The organism is uncultured Amnibacterium sp., from assembly GCF_964250715.1.
Classification (GTDB): Bacteria; Actinomycetota; Actinomycetes; order Actinomycetales; family Microbacteriaceae; genus Amnibacterium.
On the sequence record NZ_CAXUGX010000008.1, the window covers coordinates 122,527 to 148,611 of the forward strand.

The window sequence follows — 26,085 nt, forward strand, 5'->3', positions numbered from 1 at the left end:
GCAGTCGTCCGAACACCAGGAGTGACGAGCATGGCCGAGCCGAAGGCGACACCGACCGACGACGGGGCGCCCGAGCCCATCGGCGACACCGGCGCCAAGCACGTGGCGGGGGACGCCCCGGCCGGGTCGTCGGTACCCGCATCCGGGACCGAGTCGCCGGGGCCCGAGTTCGTCACCGGCGCCCAGGTACCGGAGTCGCAGCAGCCGGCAGGACAGCAGTCGACACCTCGGACCGAGGCCGTCGCCGTACCGCTGGACACGCCGCACCCCGCCTCCGCCGTCCAGGCGCAGCCGGTCGAGCCGGTCGAGGACACGACCGAACCTGTTCAACCCCAGGGGAACGCTCAGCAGCGCACCGCCCCTCCGCCGGTCGCCGCCGCACCCGCAGTCGCCGTGCAGCCCGAGTCCGTGCAGTCGGAGTCGGAGTCGGCGCCGACGCGCTCCGCTGCTCCGGTGTCCCCGCCGCCGGAGCAGTCCGCGCCGCCGGAGCGCACCTCCACCGCCGCGCCGATCGCCGCCGCCACGGAGCCGCCCCAGCCGCGCAGGCGCAGCAACCGTCTGTTCGCCACCGGCATGGTGCTGCTGTCCGCTCTGCTGTTCGAGGCCCTCTACCTGGCGGTGATCGCCCTGCTGATCGTCGTCCTCTCCGGGCCGGCGCAGGTGGGTCCCGGTCTGCAGTCGCTGATCACGGAGCGCCTGGTGTGGGTGCCGCTGGTGCTCTTCGTCGTGCTCTACGAGCTGCTCGTGATCCTGTTCAACCGCGCAGGCCGCTTCACCTACGTGGTCGCGAGCCTCGTCGTCGGTATCGCCGTCTACCTGGGCAGCATCGTGATCGTCGTGACGCTGGCGGGCCAGTCCGTGACGCAGGACATCCTGCGGCAGGTGCTCATCAGCCCGGAGTTCGCCCTGGCCGGCATCGCGGCGCGCGAGGTGATGCTGTGGACTGGCTTCGCGATCGGCGCGCACGGCAAGCGGCTGCGGCGCAAGAACCGGGAGGCACGCGACGAGTACGAGCACGAACTCGCCGACGCCGCCTGACGGCCGATCCCCGGTGCTGCGCGCGCCGGGCATCGCAGCACTGACGGTGCTCGCGTGGGCGGCGTGCGTGATCGCCTCCGACGGCGTGCTCAGCCTGCTGCTCGACATCGACGTGGTGCCCGAGCGCGGCGCCGGATCGCTGGTCGGCCCCGCGATGATCGCGGCGGCCGTGCTCGCCCTGCTCCTGCGTCTGCTGCTCGGCACCGCCCGCGGCCGACGAAGCCTGCTGCCGGTCGAGACCCTGTTCGGCACCTACCTGGTGCTGCTCGTCGTCGGCGCGGTGGCCTACGCCGTCGTGCGCGGCGACGCCGCAACCGCGCTGCTGTTCGCTGCCGGCAGCGCGCTCAGCCTGTTCGTGTTGCTGCCCGCCCTGCTCGCGGGGGTGGCCGGCGTCGTCTTCGTCGCGATGCTGCGCGCCCAGGACCTGGGTGCGGGCCCGCCCAAGTGGCCGTGGGAGCGGGACGACCACTGACGTCCACACGGGTCGGCCGCGCGCTCCCCGGCCCGAAGTGCGAGCACGATGGCAGGACCAGGTCCCGACAGCAGGTCGTGGGTCGACCGGCAGCCTGCTGACGGGACCCTGTCCTGCTGTCGTGCTCTGAAGGTCTGGTTCGGAGGCGTGCTCTGAAGGGCGGAGTCGGGGCTCCGCGCGCGCAGGTTTGACCGCCCCTTCCCGTGCGCTTACAATCGAGGCCGGTGTGCGTCGCGTCAGCGTGACCCACGACCGCTCGCGGCAGCAGGCCGCGGCATCCACCAGGGCCCTGTCGCTCCCGGCGGATCATCCGGCGCTTCACGTCGCAGGCGGATTCGCACGGCGCGTCGACCTGCGGTTCGCCGTGGGTCCAGCAGCACCTGATACACGAGCGCCTCACATACGAGGGTCTCAGAACAGTCAGACCGAAGAACCGTCGTGTCATTCGACGGGGACGAACAGGAGCACCGTGCCCACCATCCAGCAGCTGGTCCGCAAGGGCCGCAGCCCCAAGGTCGTCAAGACCAAGGCGCCGGCGCTGAAGGCGAATCCGCAGCAGCGCGGCGTCTGCACCCGCGTGTACACGACCACGCCGAAGAAGCCGAACTCGGCACTGCGCAAGGTGGCCCGCGTCAAGCTCTCGAACGGCACCGAGGTGACCGCCTACATCCCGGGCGAGGGGCACAACCTGCAGGAGCACTCCATGGTGCTGGTGCGCGGCGGTCGCGTGAAGGATCTGCCCGGCGTGCGTTACAAGATCGTGCGCGGTGCGCTCGACACCCAGGCGGTGAAGAACCGCAAGCAGGCTCGCAGCCGCTACGGCGCGAAGATGGAGAAGAAGTAATGCCCCGCAAGGGACCAGCCCCCAAGCGTCCGGTCGTCGCCGACCCGGTGCACGGCGCCCCGGTCGTCAGCCAGCTCGTCAACAAGATCCTGGTCGACGGCAAGAAGGGTCTCGCCGAGCGCATCGTCTACGGCGCCCTCGACGAGGTGTCGTCCAAGAACGGTCAGGACGCGGTCGCCACGCTCAAGAAGGCCCTCGACAACGTGCGCCCCACCATCGAGGTCAAGAGCCGGCGCGTCGGCGGTTCCACCTACCAGGTGCCCGTCGAGGTCAAGCCGCACCGTGCCAACACGCTCGCGCTCCGGTGGCTCACCTCCTACGCCAAGGCCCGGCGCGAGAAGACCATGACCGAGCGCCTCACCAACGAGATCCTCGACGCCTCCAACGGCCTGGGCGCCGCGGTCAAGCGCCGCGAGGACACCCACAAGATGGCCGAGTCGAACCGGGCCTTCGCGCACTACAGATGGTGAGTGCGGGCCACTAGCCACCCCATTCTTCATCGGCCGCGATGCCGCTCACGAGGCGGGTCGCGGCCGATGGCATGAAACGGACCTGTCAACCGTTACCTCTTTGACAGCGCGTCGCTTTCGACGGCGCATTTGCAGCACCCTCAGAAAGGGCAATCATCGTGGCAGTCGCACAAGACGTGCTGACCGACCTCACCAAGGTCCGCAACATCGGCATCATGGCGCACATCGACGCCGGCAAGACCACGACGACCGAGCGCATCCTCTTCTACACCGGCATCACTCACAAGATCGGTGAGGTGCACGACGGCGCCGCCACGATGGACTGGATGGCGCAGGAGCAGGAGCGCGGCATCACCATCACGTCGGCGGCGACCACGTGCTTCTGGAACAACAACCAGATCAACATCATCGACACCCCCGGTCACGTCGACTTCACGGTCGAGGTGGAGCGCTCCCTGCGGGTGCTCGACGGCGCCGTGGCGGTCTTCGACGGCAAGGAAGGCGTGGAGCCCCAGTCCGAGACCGTGTGGCGTCAGGCCGACAAGTACGACGTGCCGCGCATCTGCTTCGTCAACAAGATGGACAAGCTGGGCGCCGACTTCTACTACACCGTCGACACCATCGTGAAGCGCCTGGGCGCCAAGCCGCTGGTCATCCAGCTGCCGATCGGCTTCGAGAACACCTTCGAGGGTGTCGTCGACCTGGTCGAGATGCGCGCGCTCACCTGGCGCGGCGACGCCAAGGGCGACGTGGAGCTGGGCGCCAAGTACGCCATCGAAGCGATCCCCGCGGACCTGGCCGAGAAGGCCGCCGAGTACCGCCACACGCTGATCGAGACCGTCGCCGAGACCGACGACGCGCTGCTCGAGAAATACTTCGCCGGCGAGGAGCTGACGGTCGCCGAGATCAAGGGCGCCATCCGCAAGCTGACGGTGTCGAGCCAGATCTACCCCGTGCTCTGCGGTTCCGCGTTCAAGAACCGCGGCGTGCAGCCGATGCTCGACGCGGTGGTCGACTACCTGCCCAGCCCGCTCGACGTGCCGGCCATCGAGGCCCACGACCCGCGCGACGAGGAGAAGGTCATCCTGCGTCACGCCGACGCGTCCGAGCCGTTCTCGGCGCTCGCCTTCAAGGTCGCGGTCCACCCCTTCTTCGGCCGCCTCACCTACGTGCGCGTCTACTCCGGTCACATCGACGGTGGCTCGCAGGTCATCAACTCGACCAAGGGCAAGAAGGAGCGCATCGGCAAGATCTTCCAAATGCACTCCAACAAGGAGAACCCGGTCGACGGCGTCTCCGCGGGACACATCTACGCGGTGATCGGCCTGAAGGACACCACTACCGGCGACACGCTCTCCGACCCGACCAGCCAGGTCGTACTGGAGTCGATGACGTTCCCGGAGCCCGTGATCGAGGTCGCCATCGAGCCGAAGACCAAGGCGGACCAGGACAAGCTGGGCATCGCCATCCAGAAGCTCGCCGAAGAAGACCCCACGTTCCGCACCGAGCAGAACCGCGAGACCGGCCAGACCATCATCAAGGGGATGGGCGAGCTGCACCTCGACATCCTGGTCGACCGCATGAAGCGCGAGTTCAACGTCGAGGCGAACGTCGGCAAGCCGCAAGTGGCGTACCGCGAGACCATCAAGAAGACCGTCGAGCGCTACGACTACACCCACAAGAAGCAGACGGGCGGCTCCGGCCAGTTCGCCAAGGTGCAGATCGCGCTCGAACCGCTCGAGGTCACGGCCGACAAGTCGTACGAGTTCTCGAACAAGGTCACCGGCGGCCGCATCCCGCGCGAGTACATCCCGAGCGTCGATGCCGGCATCCAGGACGCGCTGCAGGTCGGCGTGCTGGCGGGCTACCCGATGGTCGGCATCAAGGCGACGCTGCTCGACGGCGGCTACCACGAGGTCGACTCCTCCGAAATGGCCTTCAAGATCGCCGGCTCCATGGCGTTCAAGGAGGCTGCCCGCAAGGCGCAGCCCGTGCTGCTGGAGCCGGTCATGGCCGTCGAGGTGCGCACGCCCGAGGAGTACATGGGCGACGTGATCGGCGACCTGAACAGCCGCCGTGGCCAGATCCAGTCGATGGAGGACGCCTCCGGAGTCAAGGTCGTCACCGCGCAGGTGCCGCTGTCGGAGATGTTCGGCTACGTCGGCGACCTGCGGTCGAAGACCTCGGGCCGCGCTGTGTACTCGATGCAGTTCGGCAGCTACGCCGAGGTGCCCCGCTCGGTCTCGGACGAGATCGTGCAGAAAAACAAGAGCGAGTGAGCGGAGCTCACTCGCTTCGCGAAGGCGTTCTCCGGCGCCGGAGCAATGAGCACAGCTGGTTACCGGCAGTGCTTATTTGAGGGAGTTCCTGTAGCGAGCGGCTGCGCCGCCCCCTCCAGGAAGCCCCGCTCCATCGCTCACGCGACTCCGCGCGGCGGGGCGCTCCGCGGCCCGCCGGAAAAGCGCGCCGGCATGAGCCGGCGGCGGAGCGCCAGCGCTCCGCATCAGCGAACACCACCCAAAGCGGGTAACCTCATCCGGTCCTCTGCGCCGTCCGCGCGGAGGACCGAGGTGGGACACCTCGACCAACAGTCCCTAAGGAGGACACCAGCATGGCCAAGGCCAAGTTCGAGCGGACCAAGCCGCACGTCAACATCGGAACGATCGGTCACGTCGACCACGGCAAGACCACGCTGACGGCGGCGATCACGAAGGTGCTGCACGACAAGTACCCCACGCTCAACACCGCGAGCGCGTTCGACCAGATCGACAACGCGCCGGAGGAGAAGCAGCGCGGCATCACGATCAACATCTCCCACGTGGAGTACCAGACCGAGAAGCGCCACTACGCGCACGTCGACGCCCCGGGCCACGCGGACTACATCAAGAACATGATCACCGGCGCCGCTCAGATGGACGGCGCGATCCTGGTGGTCTCCGCCACCGACGGCCCCATGCCGCAGACGCGTGAGCACGTGCTGCTCGCCCGCCAGGTGGGCGTGCCGTACATCGTCGTGGCCCTGAACAAGGCCGACGTGGTGGACGACGAGGAGATCCTGGAGCTCGTGGAGCTCGAGGTGCGCGAGTTGCTCTCCAGCCAGGAGTTCGACGGCGACGACGCACCGATCGTGCGAGTCTCGGCGCTGCAGGCGCTCGAGGGCGACGAGAAGTGGGGCGCCACGGTCGCCGACCTGATGGACAAGGTCGACGAGTTCGTACCGGAGCCCGAGCGCGACATCGAGAAGCCGTTCCTGATGCCGATCGAGGACGTGTTCACGATCACCGGTCGTGGCACCGTCATCACCGGCCGCGTGGAGCGCGGCATCCTCAAGGTGAACCAGGAGGTCGAGATCGTCGGCATCAAGCCGAGCATCAAGACCACCGTCACCGGCGTCGAGATGTTCCGCAAGCTGCTCGACGAGGCCCGTGCGGGCGAGAACGTCGGTCTGCTGCTGCGCGGCACCAAGCGCGAGGACGTGGAGCGCGGTCAGGTCGTCGTCAAGCCGGGTTCGGTCACGCCGCACACCCAGTTCGAGGCGAACGCCTACATCCTGTCCAAGGACGAGGGCGGGCGTCACAACCCGTTCTACGCGAACTACCGTCCGCAGTTCTACTTCCGCACCACCGACGTCACGGGCGTCATCTCGCTGCCCGACGGCACCGAGATGGTGATGCCCGGCGATACCACCGAGATGAACGTCGAGCTGATCCAGCCGATCGCCATGGAGGAGGGCCTGCGCTTCGCCATCCGCGAGGGCGGCCGCACGGTCGGCGCCGGCACGGTGACGAAGATCCTCAAGTAGTACCCGCCACCAAGAAGGGGCTCGGTCCGTAGGGACCGGGCCCCTTCTCCGTCCGCGTCTGCTCAGGTTCGAGACTGGCGTCCAGGCGCGCGCGTGGACGCCAGTCCTCATTCTGGACAGACGAGGTTCCGGGCAGACGGGGAACAGGCGCGGATCATCCGCGGGGCGGAGGAGGGTGCCGCATAGGGTTGAGCGGTCATGTCAGCGCCTGTTCCGTCGCCGTTCGTACCCGGATCGACGGAGCCGTTCGCGCTGGCGGACCTGACCGCCGGGTTCGGGCTCGCCGGTGACCCGCAGGGCGTCTCCGTGACCGGGATCAGCCTCGGTACGGGCGCGGTCCGTCCCGGGCACCTGTTCATCGCGATGCAAGGCGTCCGCGGCCACGGTGCCGATTACGCAGCGGACGCCGTCGGGCGCGGAGCGGTCGCGGTGCTCACCGACCCGGGCCACGCGGACCTCGACCTGGACGTGCCGGTGCTGACCGTCGTCGAGCCGCGCCTGGTGCTCGGCGGCCTGGCCGCGGCCGTGTACCGCACCCGCGAGCACCACCCACTGCTGCTGGGGGTAACGGGAACGAACGGCAAGACCTCCACGGGCCACTTCCTCGCGGGCCTGCTCGATCTGCTCGATGTGCCGAACGGGCTCAGCTCGACCGCCGAGCGCCGGGTCGGCGCCGAACGACGGATCGCGGGCCTCACGACGCCCGAGGCGACCGAGCTGCACGCGCTGATCGCGCGGATGGTCGAGGCGGGCGTGCAGGCCGCCGCCATCGAGGTGAGCGCGCAGGGGCTCTCCCGCCACCGGCTCGACGGGATCGTCTTCGATGTCGCGGGATTCACGAACCTGAGCCACGACCACCTCGACGACTACGCGGACATGGACGAGTACTACGCGGCGAAGGCCGTGCTCTTCCAGCCCGACCGGTCCCGCCGCGCGGTCGTCTCGCTCGACACCCGCTGGGGCGCACGGATCGTTTCCGATGCCGGCGTTCCGACGGTCACGATCGCGCTCGCCGGCGGCGAGCTTGCGGACTGGACGGTGACCGTCACCGAGGAGACCCAGGCGCACACCGCGTTCGTGCTGCATGGGCCCGCGCTCGACGGGGCGGGGGAGCGGAACATCGCCACCCGCATCCCCGTGCTCGGCGCGCACATGGCCGCGAACGCGGGGCTGGCCATCGTGATGCTGCTCCAGGCCGGCTACGCCTTCGAGCGGCTGAAGTCGGTGCTCGAGGCGCCGGCGGGGATGGCCGTGACGCTGCCCGGGCGCACCGAGCTCGTCTCGGGTCCGGGCGCTCCCGCGGTCTACGTGGACTTCGGTCACTCGCCGCATGCGTTCCAAGAGACCCTCGCCGCGGTCCGGGCGGTGACGCCCGGCCGGGTGATCATGCTGTTCGGCGCCGACGGCGACCGCGACACCACCAAGCGGCCCGACATGGCGCGCGCGGCCGTGGAGGGCAGCGACGTGCTGGTCGTCACCGACCACCACCCCCGGTTCGAGGATCCGGCCAGCATCCGGGCGAGCCTCCTCGCCGCGGCGCGGGAGGCCGCTCCCGGCCATCCGCTGTACGAGGAGGGGCAGCCGGAGCAGGCGATCCGCCTCGCGGTGTCGCTCGCGGAGCCCGGCGACGCGATCCTGTGGGCGGGTCCCGGTCACCAGAACTACCGCGACATCCGAGGAGTGCGCACCGACTACTCCGCGAGGCGCGAGGCACGCGCAGCGCTGCGGGAGGCCGGCTACGAGGCCGCTCCCTCCCGCGACCTCGGCTAGACCCGGCCGGACCCTCCGACCCCGCGGCCCGCCAGCTCCGCCGATCGTCAGCACGCGCGACCTACACTCCCGTCGTGACCGACGTCTCCGCCGCACCGCGCAGCACGCGCCTGCGCAAGAGCAATCCGCTCGGCAAGGGCTTCCGGCGAGTGCGCAGCGGCACCGGTTTCAGCTACAAGGATCTGGACGGCACCACCCTGCACGACCCTCAGGTACGTGCCCGGCTGGAGGCGCTCGCGATTCCCCCCGCCTGGCAGGACGTGTGGATCGCTCCGTACGAGAACGGGCATATTCAGGCGGTCGGGTTCGACGCGGCCAACCGCAAGCAGTACATCTACCACCCCACCTGGGCCGAGAAGCACGCGCGCCGCAAGTTCGAACGTATGCTCCAGCTGGCGGAGGCGCTGCCCTCCGCACGGCGACGGGTCACGCGCCACCTGCATGACGAGGGGCTGTCGCGCCGACGAGTGCTGGCGGCGGCGTTCCGCCTGCTCGACCTCGGGGGCCTGCGCATCGGGTCGGAGCGCTACGAGGACGAGAACGGCAGCCGCGGTCTGGCGACGCTGCTGACCTCGGACGTGCAGATCGACGGCGCCGCCATCCGCCTCACCTTCCCGGCGAAGAGCCACAAGACCTGGGACTCCACGATCAAGGACGCCGACCTGGCCGCGGTGCTCGCCGAGCTGCAGCAGCGCGTGCCGGGGGAGCGGCTGCTGCAGTTCGAGGACGACGGACAGTGGCACCACATCACGCCCCAGGACGTGAACCGGTACGTGAAGAAGCGCACCGGCGGCAGGTTCAGCGCCAAGGACTTCCGCACGTTGCGGGGCTCGGTGACGGCGGCGGCCAGCCTCGCCAGGCACGGACCGGAGTCGGGCAAGTCGAAGCAGCAGAGGGCGATCGCCGAGGCCATGCGCGCGGCTGCCGCCGTGCTGAGCAACACGCCCACGATCGCGAAGGCCAGCTACGTGGATCCGCGCGTGGTCGACCGCTTCCGTGCGGGGGAGACGATCGATCCCGCCCGGCCCAAGGCCGCCGAGCAGGAACTGCTGTCGATGCTGTTCCAGCCGCCGGACGAGCCGGTCAGCGGAACAGACGCCGGATGAGTCGCTCCCGCCCCGCGGTATAGGGCGGCATGAAGAGACGCAGCGTGTCCGGACGTGCGCGTTTGGCGAAGATCGCCTTCTCGTGGCTGAACGCCAGGATCGATCGGCGTCCGTGGTAGCTGCCCATCCCCGACGGGCCCACGCCCCCGAAGGGGATGCCGGGGACGATCAGGTGCGCGACGGGGATGTCGAAGCCGATCGCGCCGGAACTGGTCGCGGTGGTCCACCGCCTTCGTGACTCCGCGCCCGATGTGAACACGTAGAGGGCCAGCGGCTTGTCGCCGGCGGCCACCCGCTCGATCGCGTCCTGCTCGTGTGCCACCTGGATCACCGGCAGCAGGGGGCCGAAGATCTCCTGCTGCATCGACTCGGCGGTGTCCGGAACGCCGGTCAGTACGGTCGGTGCGATCTTCAGCGTGCCGCGGTCGCTCGTTCCGCCGACCGCGACCTGTCCGTCGCCGAGCATCCCGGTCAGACGGTCGAACTGAGCGGTCGTGACGATCCGGGCCAGATCGTCGCTCGCCAGGGGATCCGCGCCGTACATGTCGGTCACGGCATGTCCGATCCGGGCCACCAGCTCGTCGGCGATCGAGTGGTGCGCCAGCACATGGTCGGGAGCGACGCAGGTCTGCCCGGCGTTCAGGTACTTGCCCCACGCGATGCGTCGCGCGGCGACTGCCAGGTCTGCGGAGTCGTCGACGTACACCGGCGACTTGCCGCCCAACTCCAGCGTGACCGGGGTCAGGTGGCGGGCGGCGGCCGCCATCACGATCCGGCCGACGCGACCGTTGCCGGTGTAGAAGATGGTGTCGAAGCGCTGCTCCAGCAGCGCGGTGGTCTCGGGAACGCCGCCCTCCACCACGGCGACGGCGCGGGGGTCGAGTGTCGCGGGCAGCAGCTCGGCGAGCAGCGCGGAGGTGACGGGCGCCAGTTCGCTCGGCTTCAGCACCACGGCGTTGCCGGCGCCGAGCGCCCCGATCACCGGCGACAGCGCCAGCATGAGCGGATAGTTCCAGGGCGCGATCACCAGGGCGACGCCGAGCGGCTCCAGCACCGTGCGGGCGGAGGCGGGCTGCAACTGCCACGGCACATGCTCCTCGATGGGACGCAGCCACTGCCGCAACCGCCGGCGCACGTGCGTCACCTCGGTGGTGAGGAAACCGATCTCGGTCGCCACCGACTCCGCTGGCGCCTTACCCAGATCCGCCAGCAGCGCCTGCTCGAACCGCGCCCCGTGCCGCTGCAGCATGGCGCCGAGCGCCGCCAACTGCTGAAGCCGCCAGGCAACGGGCCGCGTCACCCCGCCCTCATACGTGCGCCGCAACCCGCTGACGACCGCCCCGGCATCCACCCGCGCACGCTACCCCGCCCGCTCCGCGCCGTGCTCGCGCCGGCACGCGGTACCTGCGCCCTCGGCGCGGTAGGTGTACGTACCGCGGCCTGGTGCACATATCGCGCGACCATCGGCGCCGGTGGCTGATCCTCTCCTCCACAGCAGCGGACGGACGGCGGGTGCGCCGCCGATGCGGGATCGAGCGCCGCAGCGCAGTCGCGCTCTGCCACCGTCGCAGGCGTGCAATTCGGTCCGATGGTCTCCAGGGACGAACTGCTGCGCCGCGGTCGGGAGCGTCCCGAGCGGGACGCGACCCTCGTTCGTGCGCGCCGCGGGATTTACCTGCCCGCCGATACCGCGATCGACGGCGGTTCAGCGAGCTACCTGCTCCGTATCCGAGCCGCGCATCTCACGCTCGCCCGCCCGCATGTGTTCTCACATCAGTCTGCAGCCGCCCTTCTCGGTATTCCGCAGCTCCGCCCCTGGCCGGACCGGGTGCATCTGCTCTGCGAACGGCGCACAGGCGGTCGGTCGCAGCTCGACGTCGTGCGGCACTGCCTCGGTCTTGACGGGGTGCGCACCGTGCTCGTCGACGGGATGACCGTCACCAGCCCGGCTCGCACGGCATTCGATCTCGCCATGACCCTTCCGTTCGAGGAGGCGGTCGTGGTCGTCGACGCGGTTCTCCGGATGCACCTCGGCGCGGCGACAGAGCTCCTGAACCTCCAGGACGCGCACGGCGCCGGGCAGCGCCATCGGCGTCTGGCGTCCGTGCTTTCATTCGCCGATGCGCGCAGCGGATCGCCCGGAGAGTCGGTCAGTCGCGTTCGCATGCACCTTCTCGGTTTCGTGAAGCCCGAGCTGCAGGTGCCGATCGCCACCGGCGAGCGCGTCGAGTACGGCGACTTCGGCTGGCAGGAGGTCGGCGGCATCGGCGAGTTCGACGGCGAGATCAAGTACCGGCTCGACCGCTACAGGAGAGGCGGGTCCGTGGAGGACATCGTGATCCGTGAGAAGAATCGTGAGAACCGGATTCGACTGCAGCGGCCGCGGTTCGCGCGGTGGGACTGGCGCGACCTGAGGAGCAGCGGCCTCGAGCGCATCCTGCTCGCCGCCGGTATCCCGAAGCAGTCCGACTGAGGACGATCCTCAGACGACGCGGTACCTGCACCTCCACGCGGGTGGTGCACCACCCGCGTGGACGGCGCGAGTACCGCGTCGGGTTGGAGAGACCTCGCGGCGGGCGCGGGGCGGGCGACACGCCCGGGTTGCGACCCGTCTGGGGGCATGGCAAGATATCGGGGTTCCACATTTCGGGTTGCGGCGCTGAGGCGTGCGGTCCGGATCACTGTCAGGCAGTGCATAGCCGTCTAGTACGGGTAGGTCGCAGACAGCAGAACACTCGGCTCCTCACCGGAAGCGATCCTGTTCGACAGGTGCGCGTCCAGCAGGTGTGCGACGGCCGCGCCGCGGATTCGATCCGCTCGGGTGTGGTGCGCATGCGTGCGGCGAGAAGCGGCGGCGGGTCTCCCGCGCCACCAGACAGCAGAACAGCGGTGCGGAGCGCGCGCCATCCCGTCTGACTCACGGGCCGGTGCGCGAGTCGGCCGGGTCCATCCACGAGCGGCGCGAAGCGCACGAAGCGAGGAACACCATGGCGGGACAGAAGATCCGCATCCGACTGAAGTCGTACGACCACGCCGGGCTCGACAGCTCCGCGCGCAAGATCGTCGACACCGTCACCCGCGCCGGTGCGCAGGTCGTCGGCCCGGTGCCGCTGCCGACCGAGAAGAACGTCATCGCGGTCATCCGCTCCCCGCACAAGTACAAGGACAGCCGCGAGCACTTCGAGATGCGCACGCACAAGCGGCTGATCGACATCATCGACCCGACGCCGAAGGCGGTCGACTCGCTCATGCGCCTCGACCTGCCCGCCGACGTCGCCATCGAGATCAAGCTCTAGGGATTCGCACATGTCCACCGAAACCAGGACCTTCACCGGCCTGCTCGGCACCAAGCTGGGGATGACCCAGGTGTGGGACGCCGCCGGCAAGCTCGTGCCCGTCACGGCCATCCAGATCACGCCGAACGTGGTCACGCAGGTGCGCACGCCCGAGGTCGACGGCTACGCCGCCGTGCAGATCGCGTACGGGCAGATCGACCCGCGCAAGGCCAACAAGCCCGCCACCGGCCACTTCGACAAGGCCGGGGTCACACCGCGCCGACACCTGACCGAGGTGCGCACCGCCAACGCGGCGGAGTTCACGCTCGGCCAGGAGATCGCGGTCGACGCCTTCACGGCCGGCAAGAAGGTCGACGTCGTCGGCACCAGCAAGGGCAAGGGCACCGCGGGTGTCATGAAGCGCCACAACTTCAAGGGCGTCTCGTCCAGCCACGGCTCGCACCGCAACCACCGCAAGCCCGGCTCCATCGGCGCCTCCTCCACCCCCAGCCGCGTCTTCAAGGGCATGCGGATGGCGGGCCGGATGGGTGCTGAGCGCGTGACGGTGCTCAACCTGGTCGTCCACGCCGTCGACGCCGAGAAGGGTCTGCTGCTCGTCAAGGGCGCCGTCCCCGGAGCCGCCGGCCGCATCGTCTTCGTCCGCGACGCCGTGAAGGGAGCCTGACCATGGCCGCACCCCAGTCGACCGCACTGCCCGCCGAGCTGTTCGACGTGCCCACCAACATCCCGCTGATCCACCAGGTGGTCGTCGCCCAGTTGGCCGCCGCGCGCCAGGGCACGCACAAGACCAAGAACCGTGGCGAGCGCTCCGGATCGGGTCGCAAGCCGTTCAAGCAGAAGGGCACCGGGCGCTCGCGTCAGGGCTCCATCCGCGCACCTGAGCACATCGGCGGCGGCGTGGTCCACGGACCGACGCCGCGCGACTACTCGCAGCGCACTCCCAAGAAGATGATCGCCGCGGCCCTGCTCGGCGCCCTGTCGGACCGGGCCCGTGCCGGTCGCGTGCACGTCATCGAATCGCTCGTCACCGGCGAGGTACCGTCCACGAAGGATGCGGCCGTCGCGCTCGCCGACGTGCGCAGCGGCAAGCGCCAGCTGGTCGTCCTGGACCGCACCGACGTGGTCAGCCTGAAGAGCGTGCGCAATCTGCCGACCGTGGAGAAGTTGTACGTCGACCAGCTGAACGCCTACGACGTGCTGCTGTCCGACGACGTGGTCTTCACCAAGGCCGCGTACGAGGCGTTCCTGGCCGCGAAGTCGAAGACCGAGGAGGCGTCGGCATGACGAACACCGCAGGCGCGATCGGCTCCTACAAGGATCCGCGCGACGTGATCCTGAAGCCGGTGGTCTCCGAGAAGAGCTACGGGCTGATCGACGAGGGCAAGTACACCTTCCTGGTCGATCCGCGCTCCAACAAGACCGAGATCAAGCTGGCCGTCGAGAAGATCTTCGGCGTCCAGGTGGCGAGTGTGAACACCGCCAACCGCACGGGCAAGACCCGCAAGACCCGCTTCGGCACCGGCAAGCGCAAGGACACCAAGCGCGCCATCGTCACGCTGAAGTCCGGGACCATCGACATCTTCACGGCCGTCGGCTGAGCGGGCAGGAGACACCATGGCAATCCGCAAGTACAAGCCGACCACCCCGGGCCGTCGCGGCTCGTCCGTCGCCGACTTCGCCGAGATCACCCGCTCGACCCCCGAGAAGAGCCTGCTGAAGCCGATCAGCAAGACCGGCGGACGCAACAACCAGGGCCGCATCACCACGCGCCACATCGGCGGGGGGCACAAGCGCCAGTACCGGGTCATCGACTTCCGTCGGAACGACAAGGACGGCGTCAACGCCCGGGTCGCCGAGATCGAATACGACCCCAACCGCACCGCACGCATCGCCCTGCTGCACTACCTGGACGGCGAGAAGCGCTACATCCTGGCGCCCGACCGCCTGCACCAGGGCGACGTGGTCGAATCCGGAGCGGGCGCCGACATCAAGCCGGGCAACAACCTGCCGCTGAAGAACATCCCCGTCGGCACGGTCATCCACGCCATCGAACTGCGACCCGGCGGCGGCGCCAAGATGGCCCGCTCCGCCGGTGCTTCGGTGCGGCTCGTCGCCAAGGACGGCCCGTACGCCCAGCTGCGGCTGCCCTCGGGCGAGATCCGCAACGTGGATGTGCGCTGCCGCGCCTCCATCGGCGAGGTCGGCAACGCCGAGCAGTCCAACATCAACTGGGGCAAGGCGGGCCGCAAGCGCTGGAAGGGCGTGCGCCCGACAGTGCGCGGCGTCGCGATGAACCCCATCGACCACCCGCACGGCGGCGGTGAGGGCAAGACCTCCGGTGGACGCCACCCGGTCAGCCCGTGGGGTCAGCCCGAGGGCCGCACCCGGCACCCCAACAAAGAGAGCGACAAGCTCATCGTTCGTCGCCGCACCGTCGGCAAGAAGCGCAAGTAGGAGTAGCGGAGTATGCCTCGCAGTCTCAAGAAGGGCCCCTTCGTCGACGATCACCTGCTGCAGAAGGTCGTCACGCAGAACCAGGCCGGAAGCCACATCGTCATCCGCACGTGGTCGCGCCGTTCCATGATCGTGCCGGCCATGCTCGGCCACACGATCGCGGTGCACGACGGCCGCAAGCACATCCCGGTCTTCGTCACGGAGGCGATGGTCGGGCACAAGCTCGGCGAGTTCGCGCCCACCCGCACCTTCCGCGGGCACGAGAAGGACGACAAGAAGGGTCGCCGCCGCTGACGCGGCGTGCGAAGGAGTAGAGCAATGGTCGAATCCAGAGCCAAGGTGCGGCAGATCCGCATCACGCCGCAGAAGGCGCGGCGCGTCGTGGACCTCATCCGCGGCCGCCAGGCCGTCGAGGCCCTCGCGATCCTCAAGTTCGCGCCGCAGGGCGCCAGCGAGGCCGTCTACAAGCTGGTCGCCTCCGCGATCGCGAACGCCCAGGTCAAGGCCGACGCCGAGAACACGGCGCTCGATCCAGCCGACCTCTTCATCACCCAGGCGTTCGTCGACGAGGGCACCACGCTCAAGCGGTTCCGGCCGCGAGCCCAGGGCCGCGCGTTCCGCATCAACAAGCGCACGAGCCACATCACCGTCGTGCTGTCGACCCCGACCGAGCTCGCCTCGGCCGGCACCAGCACCAGGAAGGCCAGGAACCGCTGATGGGCCAGAAGGTCAACCCCTACGGCTTCCGCCTGGGCATCACCACCGATCACGTCTCCCGCTGGTTCTCCGACTCGCGCAAGGTCGGTCAGCGGTACAGCGACTTCGTCGCCGAGGACGTGAAGATCCGCACGCTGCTGAAGACCAGCCTCGACCGCGCCGGCGTGGCCCGCATCGAGATCGAGCGCACCCGCGATCGCGTGCGGGTGGACATCCACACGGCCCGCCCCGGCATCGTCATCGGTCGCCGCGGCGCCGAGGCCGAGCGCATCCGCGCCGACCTGGAGAAGCTCACCAAGAAGCAGATCCAATTGAACATCCTCGAGGTGAAGAACCCCGAGGCCGAGGCGCAGTTGGTCGCGCAGGGCATCGCGGAGCAGCTCTCTGCCCGCGTGGCCTTCCGCCGCGCGATGCGCAAGGGCCTGCAGAGCGCCCAGCGCGCTGGCGCCAAGGGCGTGCGCGTGCAGGTCTCCGGCCGCCTCGGCGGCGCGGAGATGAGCCGCAGCGAGTTCTACCGCGAAGGCCGGGTGCCGCTGCACACGCTGCGCGCCAACATCGACTACGGCTTCTACGAGGCCCGTACCACTTTCGGCCGCATCGGCGTGAAGGTCTGGATCTACAAGGGCGACATCACCAACAAGGAACTCGCCCGCGAGCAGGCGACGCAGCGGTCCACTCGGCCGGAGCGTCGCGACGGCGGCGACCGCCGCGGCGGCGCGCGCCGCGAGAACGCACCGGAAGGAGCGAACGCCTGATGCTGATCCCACGACGAGTCAAGCACCGCAAGCAGCACCACCCGGGCCGCACCGGTCAGGCGACCGGTGGCACCCGCGTCACGTTCGGCGAGTTCGGCATCCAGGCCCTGACGCCTGCGTACGTCACGAACCGGCAGATCGAGTCGGCGCGTATCGCCATGACCCGCCACATCAAGCGCGGCGGCAAGGTGTGGATCAACATCTACCCGGACCGCCCGATCACCAAGAAGCCCGCCGAGACCCGCATGGGTTCCGGCAAGGGCTCGCCCGAGTGGTGGGTGGCCAACGTCAAGCCGGGCCGCGTGCTGTTCGAGGTCGGCGGTGTGCAGGAGGACCTGGCGCGCGAGGCACTGCTGCGCGCCATCCACAAGCTGCCCCTGAAGGCACGGATCATCCGCCGAGAGGAGGGCGACGCGTAATGGCGATCGGTACCAAGGATCTGAAGACCACCGAGCTCGACGGGCTCGAGGACACGCGCCTGACCGACGAGCTGAAGAAGGCAAAGGAGGAGCTGTTCAACCTGCGCTTCCAGTCGGCTACCGGCACGCTCGAGAGCCACGGCCGCCTGCGCGCGGTCAAGCGTGACATCGCGCGCATCTACACGGTGCTGCGCGAGCGCGAGTTGGGCATCCGGGTCACTCCCGAGCCGACCCCGGCTCCAGCGCCGGCACCCAAGAAGTCCCGCTCGCGCAAGGCGGCTCCGGCTGCTGCCGATGAGGCCGAAGCCGAGCAGCCCGCCGCCGAGGCGGATACCGAAGTCACCACCGAGGAGAGCAACTGATGGCGAAGGCAACCACGTCGCCCGCCGAGCCGCAGGCGAGTACCGCAGCGACGGTCGCAACCGCTCGCGGCTACCGCAAGCTGCGCCGCGGCTACGTGACGAGCGACAAGATGGACAAGACGATCGTCGTCGAGGTCGAGGACCGCGTGAAGCACCCCCTCTACGGCAAGGTCATCCGCCGCACCTCCAAGGTGAAGGCGCACGACGAGGCCGGTACCGCCGGCGTCGGCGACCTCGTGGTCATCAGCGAGACGCGGCCGATATCCGCGACCAAGCGCTGGCGCCTCGTCGAGGTGCTCGAGAAGGCCAAGTAGGGCCGACGGGACCGGAGAAGAACACATGCTTCAGCAGGAATCCAGAGTCAGGGTCGCCGACAACACCGGCGCCAAGGAGTTGCTCACCATCCGCGTGATGGGCGGCTCCGGCCGCCGCTATGCCGGGCTCGGCGACATCATCGTGGCGACCGTCAAGGACGCGATCCCCGGCGGCAACGTCAAGAAGGGCGATGTCGTCAAGGCGGTCATCGTGCGCACCGTCAAAGAGACCCGCAGGTCCGACGGGTCGTACATCAAGTTCGACGAGAACGCGGCCGTCATCCTGAAGAGCGACGGCGACCCGCGCGGTACCCGCATCTTCGGACCGGTCGGCCGTGAACTGCGCGACAAGCGCTTCATGAAGATCATCTCGTTGGCTCCGGAGGTGATCTGAGTCATGGCGAACATCAAGAAGGGCGACCTGGTCCAGGTGATCACAGGCGCCACCCAGGCCCGCGGCGGCGACCGCGGCAAGCAGGGCAAGGTGCTGGAGGTCATCGTGGCCGAGAGCCGCGTGCTGGTCGAGGGCGTCAACTTCGTCACCAAGCACGTCAAGGTCGGCCAGACCCAGCGCGGCACCAAGACCGGCGGCGTCGAGACGACCGAAGCGCCCATCCACGTCTCCAACGTCGCACTCGTCGACCCCGACTCCAAGAAGCCGACCCGCGTCGGCCACCGGGTCGACACCGTCACCAAGGACGGGGTCGAGAAGACCGTCCGCGTGCGGTACGCCAAGAAGTCCGGGAAGGACCTGTAACGATGACCACCACCGCTCCTGCCGCGAAGGCTGGCTCGGCGCCCACTGGCGCGAGCAACCAGCCGCGCCTCAAGCAGAAGTACCGCACCGAGATCGTGCCGGCCCTGAAGGACCAGTTCGGCTTCGGCAACGTGCATCAGGTCCCGGGACTTGTGAAGGTCGTCGTCAACACCGGCGTCGGCGAGGCCGCCCGCGACGGCAAGATCATCGACGGAGCCGTCGCCGACCTGACCAAGATCACCGGTCAGAAGCCCCAAGTGACCAAGGCCCGCAAATCTATCGCGCAGTTCAAGCTGCGCGAGGGCCAGCCGATCGGCGCCCACGTGACCCTGCGCGGCGACCGGGCGTGGGAGTTCTTGGACCGTCTGCTGTCCCTGGCACTGCCCCGTATCCGCGACTTTCGCGGGCTGTCCGACCGTCAGTTCGACGGGCACGGCAACTACACGTTCGGCCTGACCGAGCAGGCGGTCTTCCACGAGATCGACCAGGACCGCATCGACCGCGTGCGCGGCTTCGACATCACGGTCGTCACCACCGCGAACACCGACGATGAGGGGCGCGCGCTGCTGCGGGCGCTCGGATTCCCGTTCCAAGCCCGCACCACCGAGATCACCGGCTCGTAAGCCGAATACCCGCTCCGCGTCCTGCGCGGAGCCGACCGTCGCAGGTCGCACGTGCTCATGAACACGTATTCATACAGACGCATTCATGGACACAGCGCGAAACCGCGACAGGAAGAAGACAACCCATGACGATGACCGATCCGGTCGCCGACCTGCTGACCCGTCTGCGGAACGCCAACTCGGCGTTCCACGAGACCTTGAGCCTGCCCCACTCCAACCTGAAGGCGCACATCGCCGAGATCCTGAAGTCCGAGGGGTACATCGCGGACTGGAGCGTCGAGGACGCGCGCGTGGGCAAGACGCTGTCACTCGCGCTCAAGTACGGCCCCAACCGCGAGCGCTCCATCGCGGGCATCAAGCGGGTCTCCAAGCCGGGCCTGCGCGTCTACGCCAAGTCGACCGAGATCCCCAAGGTGCTCGGCGGCCTGGGCGTCGCGATCCTGTCCACATCCTCCGGCCTCCTCACGGACCGGCAGGCGACCAAGAAGGGCGTCGGCGGGGAAGTCCTCGCCTTCGTGTGGTGATCTGACATGTCTCGAATCGGCAGACTGCCCATCGACATCCCGTCCGGCGTCGACGTGAACGTGGACGGCCGCGACATCACCGTGAAGGGCCCCCGCGGGACCCTGGCGCTGACCGTGGCCGCGCCCATCGACGTGGCGATCGAGGACGGTCGCGTGCTGGTCACGCGTCCGAACGACGAGCGCGCGTCCCGGTCGCTGCACGGCCTGACCCGCACCCTGATCGCGAACAACATCCAGGGCGTGACGCAGGGCTACACGAAGGGCCTGGAGGTGGTCGGCACCGGCTACCGCGTGCAGGCCCGTGGCGCGAACGTGGAGTTCGCGCTCGGCTTCTCGCACCCCGTGCTGGTGGAGCCGCCCGCCGGCATCACGTTCACGGTCGAGGGCAACAACCGCCTGACCGTGTCGGGCATCGACAAGCAGGCCGTCGGCGAGACGGCCGCCAACATCCGCAAGATCCGCAAGCCCGAGCCCTACAAGGGCAAGGGTGTGCGGTACGCCGGCGAAGTGGTCCGGCGCAAGGCCGGAAAGTCAGGAAAGTGATCATGGCTGCAACGAACTCCAGCCGCACCGCCGCACGCGACCGCCGGCACGCCCGGCTGCGCAAGCGCATCGCCGGGACCACCGAGGTGCCGCGACTCGTGGTCACCCGGTCGGCCAGGCACGTCTTCGTGCAGGTCGTCGACGACACGCGGGGCTTCACGCTGGCCTCCGCGTCGACGCTCGAAGCGGACCTGCGGGTCTTCGAGGGCGACAAGACGGCCAAAGCCAAGCGGGTCGGTGAGCTCGTGGCCGAGCGCGCCAAGTCGGCCGGCATCGCGGCGGTCGTCTTCGACCGTGGCGGCAACAAGTACGCGGGCCGGGTGGCGGCGATCGCCGACGGCGCGCGAGAAGGTGGATTGAGCCTGTGAGCGACACGACCAACAGCGGGGCAGCGGACGACACCGCCGCCGACACTCCGACTCCCGACGCGGCTGCGACCGAAACAGCTGCGACCGACACGGCGGCAAGCGACGCGACGGCGACCGATACCTCCGCGGCCGACATCGCGCTGGCCGAGGCGGTCGCTGCGAGCAGCAACGCCACCACGGCGACCGGGACCGGTGCCGGCGACGCGCTGAACGAGGCGCCCGTCGAGACCGCGGCGTCGACCGACTCGCTGAGCCGCGACAACCGCGACGCGCGAGGCCGCGGCACCGGCCGTGGGGACCGCAATCAGAGCGGTGGCCGCAGCGGCGATCGCGGCGGCCGAGGTGGCGACAGCCAGTTCCTGGAGCGCGTGGTGACGATCAACCGCGTCTCCAAGGTGGTCAAGGGCGGCCGGCGCTTCAGCTTCACCGCCCTCGTCATCGTCGGGGACGGCAACGGCACGGTCGGCGTCGGCTACGGCAAGGCCCGTGAGGTGCCCACTGCCATCAGCAAGGGCGTCGAGGAGGCGAAGAAGAACTTCTTCCGCGTTCCGCGTATCGGCGCGACCATCCCGCACCCCGTGCAGGGTGAGGCCGCCGCCGGCGTTGTGCTGCTGCGTCCCGCGGGCCCCGGCACCGGCGTCATCGCCGGCGGTCCGGTGCGCGCTGTGCTGGAGTGCGCCGGTATTCACGACGTGCTCTCCAAATCGCTGGGTTCCAGCAACACCATCAACATCGTGCACGCGACGGTTGCCGCGCTGCAGTCGCTCGAGGAGCCGAGTGCAGTCGCCGGTCGACGCGGGCTGGACCTGGACCGGGTGGTCCCGCGGCGCCTGCTGCGCGCTGCTGCGGCAGCCGACGAGCAGAAGGCGAGCGCCTGATGGCCACCCTGCGTGTGACCCAGATCAAATCCAAGGTGAGCGAGAAGCAGAACCAGCGCGACACGCTGCGCAGCCTGGGGCTGAAGCGCATCGGCCAGTCGGTCGAGCGCGAGGACTCCCCGCAGAACCGCGGCTACGTGCGCGCGGTCGCCCACCTCGTCAGAGTTGAGGAGATCGACTGATGGCCGATACGACCGAGAAGACCAGCACCGCCAAGAGCACCACCACCAAGAGCACCGCCGATTCGACGGAGACGCCCGCTCGCGTGTCCGTGTTGAAGGTGCACCACCTGCGGCCCGCCGCCGGCGCGAAGAAGGACCGCACCCGGGTGGGCCGCGGCGAGGGCTCCAAGGGCAAGACCGCAGGGCGTGGCACCAAGGGGACCAAGGCGCGCTATGGCGTGCGCCCGGGCCTCGAGGGCGGCAACCTGAACTTCATCATGCGCTCGCCCAAGCTGCGCGGGTTCAAGAACCCGTTCCGCGTGGAGTACCAGGTCGTGAACCTGGCTCGCCTCGCCGAGCTGTACCCGTCGGGGGGCGAGGTCACCGTCTCCGACCTGGTCGCACGCGGCGTCGTCCGCAAGAACGAGAAGGTCAAGGTTCTGGGAACCGGCGACATTGCGGTTAGTCTGACGGTCGCGGTGGACAAGGTCTCCGGCTCGGCCGAGCAGAAGATCGTCGCCGCGGGAGGCTCGATCCGATAACGGCGTCGGCGGGTACCCGCGGTACCCGTGATCCCGTGACGACCGGCGAAAGCGGAGACCCACAGACGTGTTGAGTGCCATCGTGCGGGTCTTCCGCACTCCCGACCTGCGCCGCAAGGTGCTGTTCACCCTGCTGCTGGTGGCGATCTTCCGGTTGGGTTCGGTCATCCCGTCGCCGTTCGTCAACTTCGCGAACGTGCAGGCGTGTCTGGCGACGCAGTCCACGACGAGCAGCGGCCTCTACCAGCTGGTCAACCTGTTCAGCGGTGGGGCACTGCTGCAACTGTCCGTGTTCGCGCTCGGCATCATGCCCTACATCACGGCGTCGATCATCGTGCAGCTGCTGCGCGTGGTCATCCCACGCTTCGAGGTGCTCTACAAGGAGGGCTCCGAGGGCCAGGCCAAGCTGACCCAGTACACCCGCTACCTGACCATCGCCCTCGGTGTGCTGCAGTCCACCACCCTCATCACCGTGGCGCGCCAGGGCGCCCTGTTCGGTTCGAGCAGCGGCACCGCGTGCCAGTCGATCATCACCAACTCCGCGTGGTGGGCGTCGGTGCTCATGGTGCTGACGATGACGGCCGGTACCGGTCTGATCATGTGGATGGGCGAGCTGATCACCGAGCGCGGGGTCGGCAACGGCATGTCGCTGCTGATCTTCACCTCGATCGCCTCGCGCTTCCCGCAGTCGATCGCCGCCATCTGGAACACCCAGAGCCCCGAGCTGGCCATCGCGGTGATCCTCGGCGGCGTCGTCGTCATGGCCGCGGTGGTGTTCGTCGAGCAGTCGCAGCGCCGCATTCCGGTCGAGTACGCCAAGCGGATGGTGGGGCGGCGCACCTACGGCGGCAACAACACCTACATCCCGATCAAAGTGAACATGGCGGGCGTGGTGCCCGTGATCTTCGCCTCGTCGCTGCTGTACCTGCCGGCCCTGGTCGCGCAGTTCAACCAGTCGTCAACCGGCGCCTCGCCCGCGTGGGTGGTGTTCATCCAGACCTATCTGACGTCGGGCTCGCATCCGCTCTACATGCTGCTGTACTTCCTGCTGATCGTCGGCTTCACCTATTTCTACGTCGCGATCACCTTCAACCCGGAGGAGGTGGCGGACAACATGAAGCGCTACGGCGGCTTCATCCCGGGGATCCGCGCCGGCCGGCCCACGGCGGAGTATCTGGACTACGTGCTGACCCGCGTCACCCTGCCCGGCTCGATCTACCTGGGCCTGATCGCGCTGATCCCGCTCATCGGGCTGGCGGCGATCGGCGCCAGCCAGAGCTTCCCGTTCGGCGGCACGTCGATCCTGATCGTCGTCGGCGTCGGACTGGAGACGGTGAAGCAGATCGACTCCCAGCTGCAGCAGCGGCACTACGAGGGACTGCTGCGCTGATGCGCATGCTGATCATCGGTCCGCCCGGTGCTGGCAAGGGGACCCAGGCGACGCGCATCGCCTCCGCCTTCGACATCCCCGCCATCTCGACCGGCGACATCTTCCGCGCGAACGTCGCGCAAGGAACGTCGCTCGGCCGCCAGGCAAAGACGTACATGGACATCGGGGCGTACGTTCCGGACGATCTGACGAACGACCTGGTGGTCGACCGCCTGCAGCAGCCCGATGCGCAGGGCGGGTTCCTGCTGGACGGGTTCCCGCGCACAGTGCAGCAGTCCGAGACGCTGGACGGATTCCTCGCCGAGCGCCAGGGCGGCCTGGACGCCGTGGTGCAGCTGGTCGTGCCGGAGGACGAGGTGGTCCGCCGGCTGCTGCGACGCGCGGCCGAGCAGGGACGCAGCGATGACAACGAGGACGTGATCCGGGCTCGGTTGGCGGTCTACGCCGACCAGACCTCGATGCTCATCCAGCTCTACGACACGCGCTCGCTGCTGGTACCGGTGGACGCGGTCGGCGACGTCGACGCGGTCACCCAGCGCATCTTCGACGGCTTGGGCAGCGCCCGCGCCGTGGTGCGACGCTCCGCCTGACCCGTCCAAGGGGTATGATCGCCTGTTGGCGTTCAATCGCGTCCCGCAAGGGCGCATCGACCCGCGGCCTCAAGCCGCCTGGGCACGACTTCCGGACGCCATTCCATCCGCATGACCAGCACAGCGGCGCGCGCTCAATCGGCGCGTCGCCCGATCGTCCCGCTTGACGGCGTGGACGGCCAAGACGAAGTGAGGCTATGGCCAAGAAAGACGGCGTGATCGAGATCGAGGGCGCAGTGGTCGAGGCACTGCCCAACGCGATGTTCCGAGTGGAATTGAGCAACGGGCACAGGGTCCTGGCACACATCTCCGGCAAGATGCGGCAGCACTACATCCGCATCCTTCCCGAGGACCGCGTCATCGTCGAACTCAGCCCGTACGACTTGACCCGTGGCCGCATCGTCTACCGCTACAAGTAGGCCGTACGAGGGCCTGCTGCACACGGGTGCTGAGAAGCAACGGCCGCCGGAGCGATCCGGCGGTACGAGGGCAGCGAGAGAGAAGGAACACACGATGAAGGTCAACCCTTCGGTCAAGCCGATCTGTGACAAGTGCAAGGTGATCCGTCGCCACGGACGCGTCATGGTGATCTGCGAGAACGTGCGGCACAAGCAGCGCCAGGGCTGAGCCGCCCCGCGGCTCCGGCCGCACGCGACTCACGTACACCACGGCAGCACCAGAACCCGCCCGCCGGCTTCGGCCGGATGCGGGGGACACCTCGGGCACGGAGGCCCGGGCACCGGTGCCGTCGCAGACCTCCGCTCCACGAAGGAAGACACGCACATGGCACGTCTGGCCGGCGTCGACATCCCGCGCGAGAAGCGCGTGGAAGTCGCACTCACCTACATCTACGGCGTCGGGCGCACCCGCGCCGCCGAAACGCTCACCGCGACGGGCGTCAGTCCTGACGTCCGCGTGCGCGACCTGACGGACGAGCAGCTCGTCCTGCTGCGCGACCACATCGAGGGCACCTACAAGGTGGAGGGCGACCTGCGTCGCGAGGTCGCGGCCGACATCCGCCGCAAGGTCGAGATCGGCTCCTACCAGGGGCTGCGACACCGCCGCGGTCTGCCCGTGCACGGGCAGCGCACCAAGACCAACGCGCGCACCCGCAAGGGCCCGAAGCGCACCGTCGCCGGCAAGAAGAAGGCCGGGCGCAAGTAGTCCCGGGCGCACGGGCCGCTGCGCGGCCCTCCCAGACCAACCACCTCGGCGTCGCACGCCGACAGCAGACCTCGTAGGAGAACAGCAGACATGGCAGCACCGAAGGCGAGCGCGGCACGCAAGCCCCGCCGCAAGGAGAAGAAGAACGTCGCCGTGGGCCAGGCCCACATCAAGAGCACGTTCAACAACACGATCGTCTCGATCACCGACACCACGGGGGCGGTCATCAGCTGGGCCTCCTCCGGCGGCGTCGGATTCAAGGGATCGCGCAAGTCCACGCCGTTCGCCGCGCAGATGGCGGCGGAGTCGGCTGCGCGTCAGGCCCAGGAGCACGGCATGAAGAAGGTGGACGTGTTCGTCAAGGGTCCCGGGTCCGGTCGCGAGACGGCGATCCGCTCGCTGCAGGCCGCGGGCCTGGAGGTCGGCTCGATCAACGATGTGACCCCGCAGGCGCACAACGGCTGCCGCCCGCCGAAGCGCCGCCGCGTCTAACCGGCCGCCACGCTTCACCGCACAAGCGTCAGCCTCTTGGGGCTGATCCCTCGCGGACGCCGCTCGCGTCCGCACCCACGCAGGCGTCAAATAGCGGACGCCCTGACGAGAAGGACACCACCGTGCTCATTGCACAGCGCCCCACCCTGGCCGAAGAGACCATCTCGGAGTTCCGCTCCCGGTTCGTCATCGAGCCGCTCGAGCCGGGCTTCGGCTACACCCTCGGCAACTCCC

37 protein-coding genes and 1 pseudogene are annotated in these 26,085 nt (G+C 68.9%); 36 read left to right on the forward strand and 2 right to left on the reverse strand.

Annotation, left to right across the window (positions count from 1 at the left end; genetic code table 11):
• Window positions 1-30: 30 nt before the first annotated feature.
• From ACFE7H_RS09565 to ACFE7H_RS09600, 8 genes are all read left to right on the forward strand, one after another.
• Window positions 31-1,038 (forward strand): hypothetical protein, encoded by a 1,008-nt coding sequence (locus ACFE7H_RS09565; RefSeq protein WP_375401004.1) that lies wholly within the window; start codon window positions 31-33, stop codon window positions 1,036-1,038.
• A gap of 13 nt (window positions 1,039-1,051) precedes the next feature.
• Complete coding sequence (locus ACFE7H_RS09570; protein WP_375401005.1) at window positions 1,052-1,510, forward strand: DUF6121 family protein; 459 nt, start codon at window positions 1,052-1,054, stop codon at window positions 1,508-1,510.
• 469 nt (window positions 1,511-1,979) lie between these two features.
• Window positions 1,980-2,354, forward strand: coding sequence for a 30S ribosomal protein S12 (rpsL, locus tag ACFE7H_RS09575; protein ID WP_027692591.1), 375 nt, complete (start codon window positions 1,980-1,982; stop codon window positions 2,352-2,354).
• Window positions 2,354-2,824: a 30S ribosomal protein S7 gene (gene rpsG / locus ACFE7H_RS09580; RefSeq protein WP_375401006.1), complete on the forward strand. Its 471-nt coding sequence runs from the start codon at window positions 2,354-2,356 to the stop codon at window positions 2,822-2,824. Before rpsL ends, rpsG begins: the two co-directional genes overlap by 1 nt.
• A gap of 176 nt (window positions 2,825-3,000) precedes the next feature.
• Window positions 3,001-5,103: an elongation factor G gene (gene fusA / locus ACFE7H_RS09585; protein WP_375401040.1), complete on the forward strand. Its 2,103-nt coding sequence runs from the start codon at window positions 3,001-3,003 to the stop codon at window positions 5,101-5,103.
• Window positions 5,104-5,435: 332 nt separating this feature from the next.
• Window positions 5,436-6,626, forward strand: a complete 1,191-nt coding sequence (tuf, locus tag ACFE7H_RS09590) for an elongation factor Tu (protein WP_375401007.1) — start codon at window positions 5,436-5,438, stop codon at window positions 6,624-6,626.
• A gap of 198 nt (window positions 6,627-6,824) precedes the next feature.
• Window positions 6,825-8,396 (forward strand): Mur ligase family protein, encoded by a 1,572-nt coding sequence (locus tag ACFE7H_RS09595; protein WP_375401008.1) that lies wholly within the window; start codon window positions 6,825-6,827, stop codon window positions 8,394-8,396.
• Window positions 8,397-8,470: 74 nt separating this feature from the next.
• Complete coding sequence (locus tag ACFE7H_RS09600) at window positions 8,471-9,502, forward strand: DNA topoisomerase IB (protein WP_375401009.1); 1,032 nt, start codon at window positions 8,471-8,473, stop codon at window positions 9,500-9,502.
• On the opposite strand, the gene ACFE7H_RS09605 is transcribed toward ACFE7H_RS09600, so the two are convergent.
• On the reverse strand, window positions 9,480-10,853 hold the full coding sequence (locus ACFE7H_RS09605; protein WP_375401010.1) for an aldehyde dehydrogenase family protein: 1,374 nt from the start codon (window positions 10,851-10,853) through the stop codon (window positions 9,480-9,482). The genes ACFE7H_RS09600 and ACFE7H_RS09605 overlap by 23 nt on opposite strands.
• Window positions 10,854-11,270: 417 nt before the next feature.
• Window positions 11,271-11,591: a hypothetical protein gene (locus tag ACFE7H_RS09610; protein ID WP_375401011.1), complete on the reverse strand. Its 321-nt coding sequence runs from the start codon at window positions 11,589-11,591 to the stop codon at window positions 11,271-11,273.
• A 75-nt stretch (window positions 11,592-11,666) separates the two neighbouring features.
• Between ACFE7H_RS09610 and ACFE7H_RS09615 the strand changes: the two genes are divergently transcribed.
• The 28 genes and pseudogenes from ACFE7H_RS09615 to ACFE7H_RS09750 all read left to right on the forward strand — a co-directional run.
• Window positions 11,667-11,975 carry a hypothetical protein gene (locus ACFE7H_RS09615; RefSeq protein WP_375401012.1) on the forward strand — a complete coding sequence of 103 codons (309 nt, stop codon included), beginning with the start codon at window positions 11,667-11,669 and terminating at the stop codon, window positions 11,973-11,975.
• Between the two features lie 514 nt (window positions 11,976-12,489).
• Complete coding sequence (gene rpsJ / locus ACFE7H_RS09620) at window positions 12,490-12,798, forward strand: 30S ribosomal protein S10 (protein WP_375401013.1); 309 nt, start codon at window positions 12,490-12,492, stop codon at window positions 12,796-12,798.
• A 10-nt stretch (window positions 12,799-12,808) separates the two neighbouring features.
• Window positions 12,809-13,462, forward strand: a complete 654-nt coding sequence (gene rplC, locus ACFE7H_RS09625) for a 50S ribosomal protein L3 (protein ID WP_375401014.1) — start codon at window positions 12,809-12,811, stop codon at window positions 13,460-13,462.
• A 2-nt stretch (window positions 13,463-13,464) separates the two neighbouring features.
• Entirely contained in the window at window positions 13,465-14,082 is a 618-nt protein-coding gene (rplD, locus tag ACFE7H_RS09630; RefSeq protein ID WP_375401015.1) for a 50S ribosomal protein L4, read from the forward strand.
• A complete protein-coding gene (gene rplW / locus ACFE7H_RS09635; protein WP_375401016.1) occupies window positions 14,079-14,396 on the forward strand; it encodes a 50S ribosomal protein L23 in 318 nt (105 codons plus the stop codon). The genes rplD and rplW overlap by 4 nt, the downstream gene beginning before the upstream one ends.
• 16 nt (window positions 14,397-14,412) lie before the next feature.
• The gene (gene rplB / locus ACFE7H_RS09640; protein ID WP_375401017.1) at window positions 14,413-15,252 is read left to right on the forward strand and encodes a 50S ribosomal protein L2; all 840 of its coding nucleotides are present in this window, start codon (window positions 14,413-14,415) and stop codon (window positions 15,250-15,252) included.
• Between the two features lie 12 nt (window positions 15,253-15,264).
• Window positions 15,265-15,546, forward strand: a complete 282-nt coding sequence (gene rpsS, locus ACFE7H_RS09645; protein ID WP_375401018.1) for a 30S ribosomal protein S19 — start codon at window positions 15,265-15,267, stop codon at window positions 15,544-15,546.
• 24 nt (window positions 15,547-15,570) lie between these two features.
• On the forward strand, window positions 15,571-15,969 hold the full coding sequence (rplV, locus tag ACFE7H_RS09650; RefSeq protein WP_375401019.1) for a 50S ribosomal protein L22: 399 nt from the start codon (window positions 15,571-15,573) through the stop codon (window positions 15,967-15,969).
• Entirely contained in the window at window positions 15,969-16,724 is a 756-nt protein-coding gene (rpsC, locus tag ACFE7H_RS09655) for a 30S ribosomal protein S3 (RefSeq protein ID WP_375401020.1), read from the forward strand. Before rplV ends, rpsC begins: the two co-directional genes overlap by 1 nt.
• The gene (gene rplP, locus ACFE7H_RS09660) at window positions 16,724-17,143 is read left to right on the forward strand and encodes a 50S ribosomal protein L16 (RefSeq protein ID WP_375401021.1); all 420 of its coding nucleotides are present in this window, start codon (window positions 16,724-16,726) and stop codon (window positions 17,141-17,143) included. Before rpsC ends, rplP begins: the two co-directional genes overlap by 1 nt.
• On the forward strand, window positions 17,143-17,505 hold the full coding sequence (gene rpmC, locus ACFE7H_RS09665; RefSeq protein ID WP_375401022.1) for a 50S ribosomal protein L29: 363 nt from the start codon (window positions 17,143-17,145) through the stop codon (window positions 17,503-17,505). Before rplP ends, rpmC begins: the two co-directional genes overlap by 1 nt.
• Window positions 17,505-17,819, forward strand: a complete 315-nt coding sequence (rpsQ, locus tag ACFE7H_RS09670; protein ID WP_375401023.1) for a 30S ribosomal protein S17 — start codon at window positions 17,505-17,507, stop codon at window positions 17,817-17,819. The genes rpmC and rpsQ overlap by 1 nt, the downstream gene beginning before the upstream one ends.
• Window positions 17,820-17,844: 25 nt before the next feature.
• On the forward strand, window positions 17,845-18,213 hold the full coding sequence (gene rplN, locus ACFE7H_RS09675) for a 50S ribosomal protein L14 (protein WP_375401024.1): 369 nt from the start codon (window positions 17,845-17,847) through the stop codon (window positions 18,211-18,213).
• A gap of 3 nt (window positions 18,214-18,216) precedes the next feature.
• Window positions 18,217-18,576, forward strand: a complete 360-nt coding sequence (gene rplX, locus ACFE7H_RS09680) for a 50S ribosomal protein L24 (RefSeq protein WP_375401025.1) — start codon at window positions 18,217-18,219, stop codon at window positions 18,574-18,576.
• 2 nt (window positions 18,577-18,578) lie between these two features.
• Complete coding sequence (gene rplE, locus ACFE7H_RS09685; protein ID WP_375401026.1) at window positions 18,579-19,199, forward strand: 50S ribosomal protein L5; 621 nt, start codon at window positions 18,579-18,581, stop codon at window positions 19,197-19,199.
• 125 nt (window positions 19,200-19,324) lie between these two features.
• Window positions 19,325-19,723, forward strand: a complete 399-nt coding sequence (rpsH, locus tag ACFE7H_RS09690) for a 30S ribosomal protein S8 (protein WP_375401027.1) — start codon at window positions 19,325-19,327, stop codon at window positions 19,721-19,723.
• Window positions 19,724-19,729: 6 nt separating this feature from the next.
• On the forward strand, window positions 19,730-20,266 hold the full coding sequence (rplF, locus tag ACFE7H_RS09695) for a 50S ribosomal protein L6 (protein WP_375401028.1): 537 nt from the start codon (window positions 19,730-19,732) through the stop codon (window positions 20,264-20,266).
• Between the two features lie 2 nt (window positions 20,267-20,268).
• Window positions 20,269-20,634 carry a 50S ribosomal protein L18 gene (gene rplR, locus ACFE7H_RS09700; protein ID WP_375401029.1) on the forward strand — a complete coding sequence of 122 codons (366 nt, stop codon included), beginning with the start codon at window positions 20,269-20,271 and terminating at the stop codon, window positions 20,632-20,634.
• Between the two features lie 206 nt (window positions 20,635-20,840).
• Entirely contained in the window at window positions 20,841-21,512 is a 672-nt protein-coding gene (rpsE, locus tag ACFE7H_RS09705) for a 30S ribosomal protein S5 (RefSeq protein WP_375401041.1), read from the forward strand.
• On the forward strand, window positions 21,512-21,694 hold the full coding sequence (gene rpmD, locus ACFE7H_RS09710; RefSeq protein ID WP_375401030.1) for a 50S ribosomal protein L30: 183 nt from the start codon (window positions 21,512-21,514) through the stop codon (window positions 21,692-21,694). Before rpsE ends, rpmD begins: the two co-directional genes overlap by 1 nt.
• Complete coding sequence (rplO, locus tag ACFE7H_RS09715) at window positions 21,694-22,215, forward strand: 50S ribosomal protein L15 (RefSeq protein WP_375401031.1); 522 nt, start codon at window positions 21,694-21,696, stop codon at window positions 22,213-22,215. The genes rpmD and rplO overlap by 1 nt, the downstream gene beginning before the upstream one ends.
• Window positions 22,216-22,282: 67 nt before the next feature.
• Entirely contained in the window at window positions 22,283-23,605 is a 1,323-nt protein-coding gene (gene secY / locus ACFE7H_RS09720; protein WP_375401032.1) for a preprotein translocase subunit SecY, read from the forward strand.
• A gap of 5 nt (window positions 23,606-23,610) precedes the next feature.
• A complete protein-coding gene (locus ACFE7H_RS09725) occupies window positions 23,611-24,195 on the forward strand; it encodes an adenylate kinase (protein WP_375401033.1) in 585 nt (194 codons plus the stop codon).
• A gap of 197 nt (window positions 24,196-24,392) precedes the next feature.
• Entirely contained in the window at window positions 24,393-24,614 is a 222-nt protein-coding gene (gene infA, locus ACFE7H_RS09730) for a translation initiation factor IF-1 (RefSeq protein ID WP_035834638.1), read from the forward strand.
• 94 nt (window positions 24,615-24,708) lie between these two features.
• On the forward strand, window positions 24,709-24,822 hold the full coding sequence (gene rpmJ, locus ACFE7H_RS09735) for a 50S ribosomal protein L36 (protein ID WP_279713138.1): 114 nt from the start codon (window positions 24,709-24,711) through the stop codon (window positions 24,820-24,822).
• A gap of 156 nt (window positions 24,823-24,978) precedes the next feature.
• Entirely contained in the window at window positions 24,979-25,359 is a 381-nt protein-coding gene (rpsM, locus tag ACFE7H_RS09740; RefSeq protein WP_375401034.1) for a 30S ribosomal protein S13, read from the forward strand.
• A gap of 90 nt (window positions 25,360-25,449) precedes the next feature.
• A complete protein-coding gene (gene rpsK / locus ACFE7H_RS09745) occupies window positions 25,450-25,851 on the forward strand; it encodes a 30S ribosomal protein S11 (protein WP_375401035.1) in 402 nt (133 codons plus the stop codon).
• A 122-nt stretch (window positions 25,852-25,973) separates the two neighbouring features.
• Window positions 25,974-26,085: pseudogene (locus ACFE7H_RS09750) on the forward strand (DNA-directed RNA polymerase subunit alpha); the annotation flags it as partial.

What these genes read in the sequence shown, in the direction of transcription:
- ACFE7H_RS09565 (WP_375401004.1), top strand. Translation starts at nt 31, where the DNA reads ATGGCCGAGCCGAAGGCGACACCGACCGACGACGGGGCGCCCGAGCCC.
- rpsG (WP_375401006.1), top strand. Translation starts at nt 2,354, where the DNA reads ATGCCCCGCAAGGGACCAGCCCCCAAGCGTCCGGTCGTCGCCGACCCG.
- tuf (WP_375401007.1), top strand. Translation starts at nt 5,436, where the DNA reads ATGGCCAAGGCCAAGTTCGAGCGGACCAAGCCGCACGTCAACATCGGA.
- ACFE7H_RS09595 (WP_375401008.1), top strand. Translation starts at nt 6,825, where the DNA reads ATGTCAGCGCCTGTTCCGTCGCCGTTCGTACCCGGATCGACGGAGCCG.
- ACFE7H_RS09610 (WP_375401011.1), bottom strand. Translation starts at nt 11,591, where the DNA reads ATGGCGCTGCCCGGCGCCGTGCGCGTCCTGGAGGTTCAGGAGCTCTGT.
- ACFE7H_RS09615 (WP_375401012.1), top strand. Translation starts at nt 11,667, where the DNA reads ATGCACCTTCTCGGTTTCGTGAAGCCCGAGCTGCAGGTGCCGATCGCC.
- rpsJ (WP_375401013.1), top strand. Translation starts at nt 12,490, where the DNA reads ATGGCGGGACAGAAGATCCGCATCCGACTGAAGTCGTACGACCACGCC.
- rplC (WP_375401014.1), top strand. Translation starts at nt 12,809, where the DNA reads ATGTCCACCGAAACCAGGACCTTCACCGGCCTGCTCGGCACCAAGCTG.
- rplD (WP_375401015.1), top strand. Translation starts at nt 13,465, where the DNA reads ATGGCCGCACCCCAGTCGACCGCACTGCCCGCCGAGCTGTTCGACGTG.
- rplW (WP_375401016.1), top strand. Translation starts at nt 14,079, where the DNA reads ATGACGAACACCGCAGGCGCGATCGGCTCCTACAAGGATCCGCGCGAC.
- rplB (WP_375401017.1), top strand. Translation starts at nt 14,413, where the DNA reads ATGGCAATCCGCAAGTACAAGCCGACCACCCCGGGCCGTCGCGGCTCG.
- rpsS (WP_375401018.1), top strand. Translation starts at nt 15,265, where the DNA reads ATGCCTCGCAGTCTCAAGAAGGGCCCCTTCGTCGACGATCACCTGCTG.
- rplV (WP_375401019.1), top strand. Translation starts at nt 15,571, where the DNA reads ATGGTCGAATCCAGAGCCAAGGTGCGGCAGATCCGCATCACGCCGCAG.
- rpsC (WP_375401020.1), top strand. Translation starts at nt 15,969, where the DNA reads ATGGGCCAGAAGGTCAACCCCTACGGCTTCCGCCTGGGCATCACCACC.
- rplP (WP_375401021.1), top strand. Translation starts at nt 16,724, where the DNA reads ATGCTGATCCCACGACGAGTCAAGCACCGCAAGCAGCACCACCCGGGC.
- rpmC (WP_375401022.1), top strand. Translation starts at nt 17,143, where the DNA reads ATGGCGATCGGTACCAAGGATCTGAAGACCACCGAGCTCGACGGGCTC.
- rpsQ (WP_375401023.1), top strand. Translation starts at nt 17,505, where the DNA reads ATGGCGAAGGCAACCACGTCGCCCGCCGAGCCGCAGGCGAGTACCGCA.
- rplN (WP_375401024.1), top strand. Translation starts at nt 17,845, where the DNA reads ATGCTTCAGCAGGAATCCAGAGTCAGGGTCGCCGACAACACCGGCGCC.
- rplX (WP_375401025.1), top strand. Translation starts at nt 18,217, where the DNA reads ATGGCGAACATCAAGAAGGGCGACCTGGTCCAGGTGATCACAGGCGCC.
- rplE (WP_375401026.1), top strand. Translation starts at nt 18,579, where the DNA reads ATGACCACCACCGCTCCTGCCGCGAAGGCTGGCTCGGCGCCCACTGGC.
- rpsH (WP_375401027.1), top strand. Translation starts at nt 19,325, where the DNA reads ATGACGATGACCGATCCGGTCGCCGACCTGCTGACCCGTCTGCGGAAC.
- rplF (WP_375401028.1), top strand. Translation starts at nt 19,730, where the DNA reads ATGTCTCGAATCGGCAGACTGCCCATCGACATCCCGTCCGGCGTCGAC.
- rplR (WP_375401029.1), top strand. Translation starts at nt 20,269, where the DNA reads ATGGCTGCAACGAACTCCAGCCGCACCGCCGCACGCGACCGCCGGCAC.
- rpmD (WP_375401030.1), top strand. Translation starts at nt 21,512, where the DNA reads ATGGCCACCCTGCGTGTGACCCAGATCAAATCCAAGGTGAGCGAGAAG.
- rplO (WP_375401031.1), top strand. Translation starts at nt 21,694, where the DNA reads ATGGCCGATACGACCGAGAAGACCAGCACCGCCAAGAGCACCACCACC.
- ACFE7H_RS09725 (WP_375401033.1), top strand. Translation starts at nt 23,611, where the DNA reads ATGCTGATCATCGGTCCGCCCGGTGCTGGCAAGGGGACCCAGGCGACG.
- infA (WP_035834638.1), top strand. Translation starts at nt 24,393, where the DNA reads ATGGCCAAGAAAGACGGCGTGATCGAGATCGAGGGCGCAGTGGTCGAG.
- rpmJ (WP_279713138.1), top strand. Translation starts at nt 24,709, where the DNA reads ATGAAGGTCAACCCTTCGGTCAAGCCGATCTGTGACAAGTGCAAGGTG.
- rpsM (WP_375401034.1), top strand. Translation starts at nt 24,979, where the DNA reads ATGGCACGTCTGGCCGGCGTCGACATCCCGCGCGAGAAGCGCGTGGAA.
- rpsK (WP_375401035.1), top strand. Translation starts at nt 25,450, where the DNA reads ATGGCAGCACCGAAGGCGAGCGCGGCACGCAAGCCCCGCCGCAAGGAG.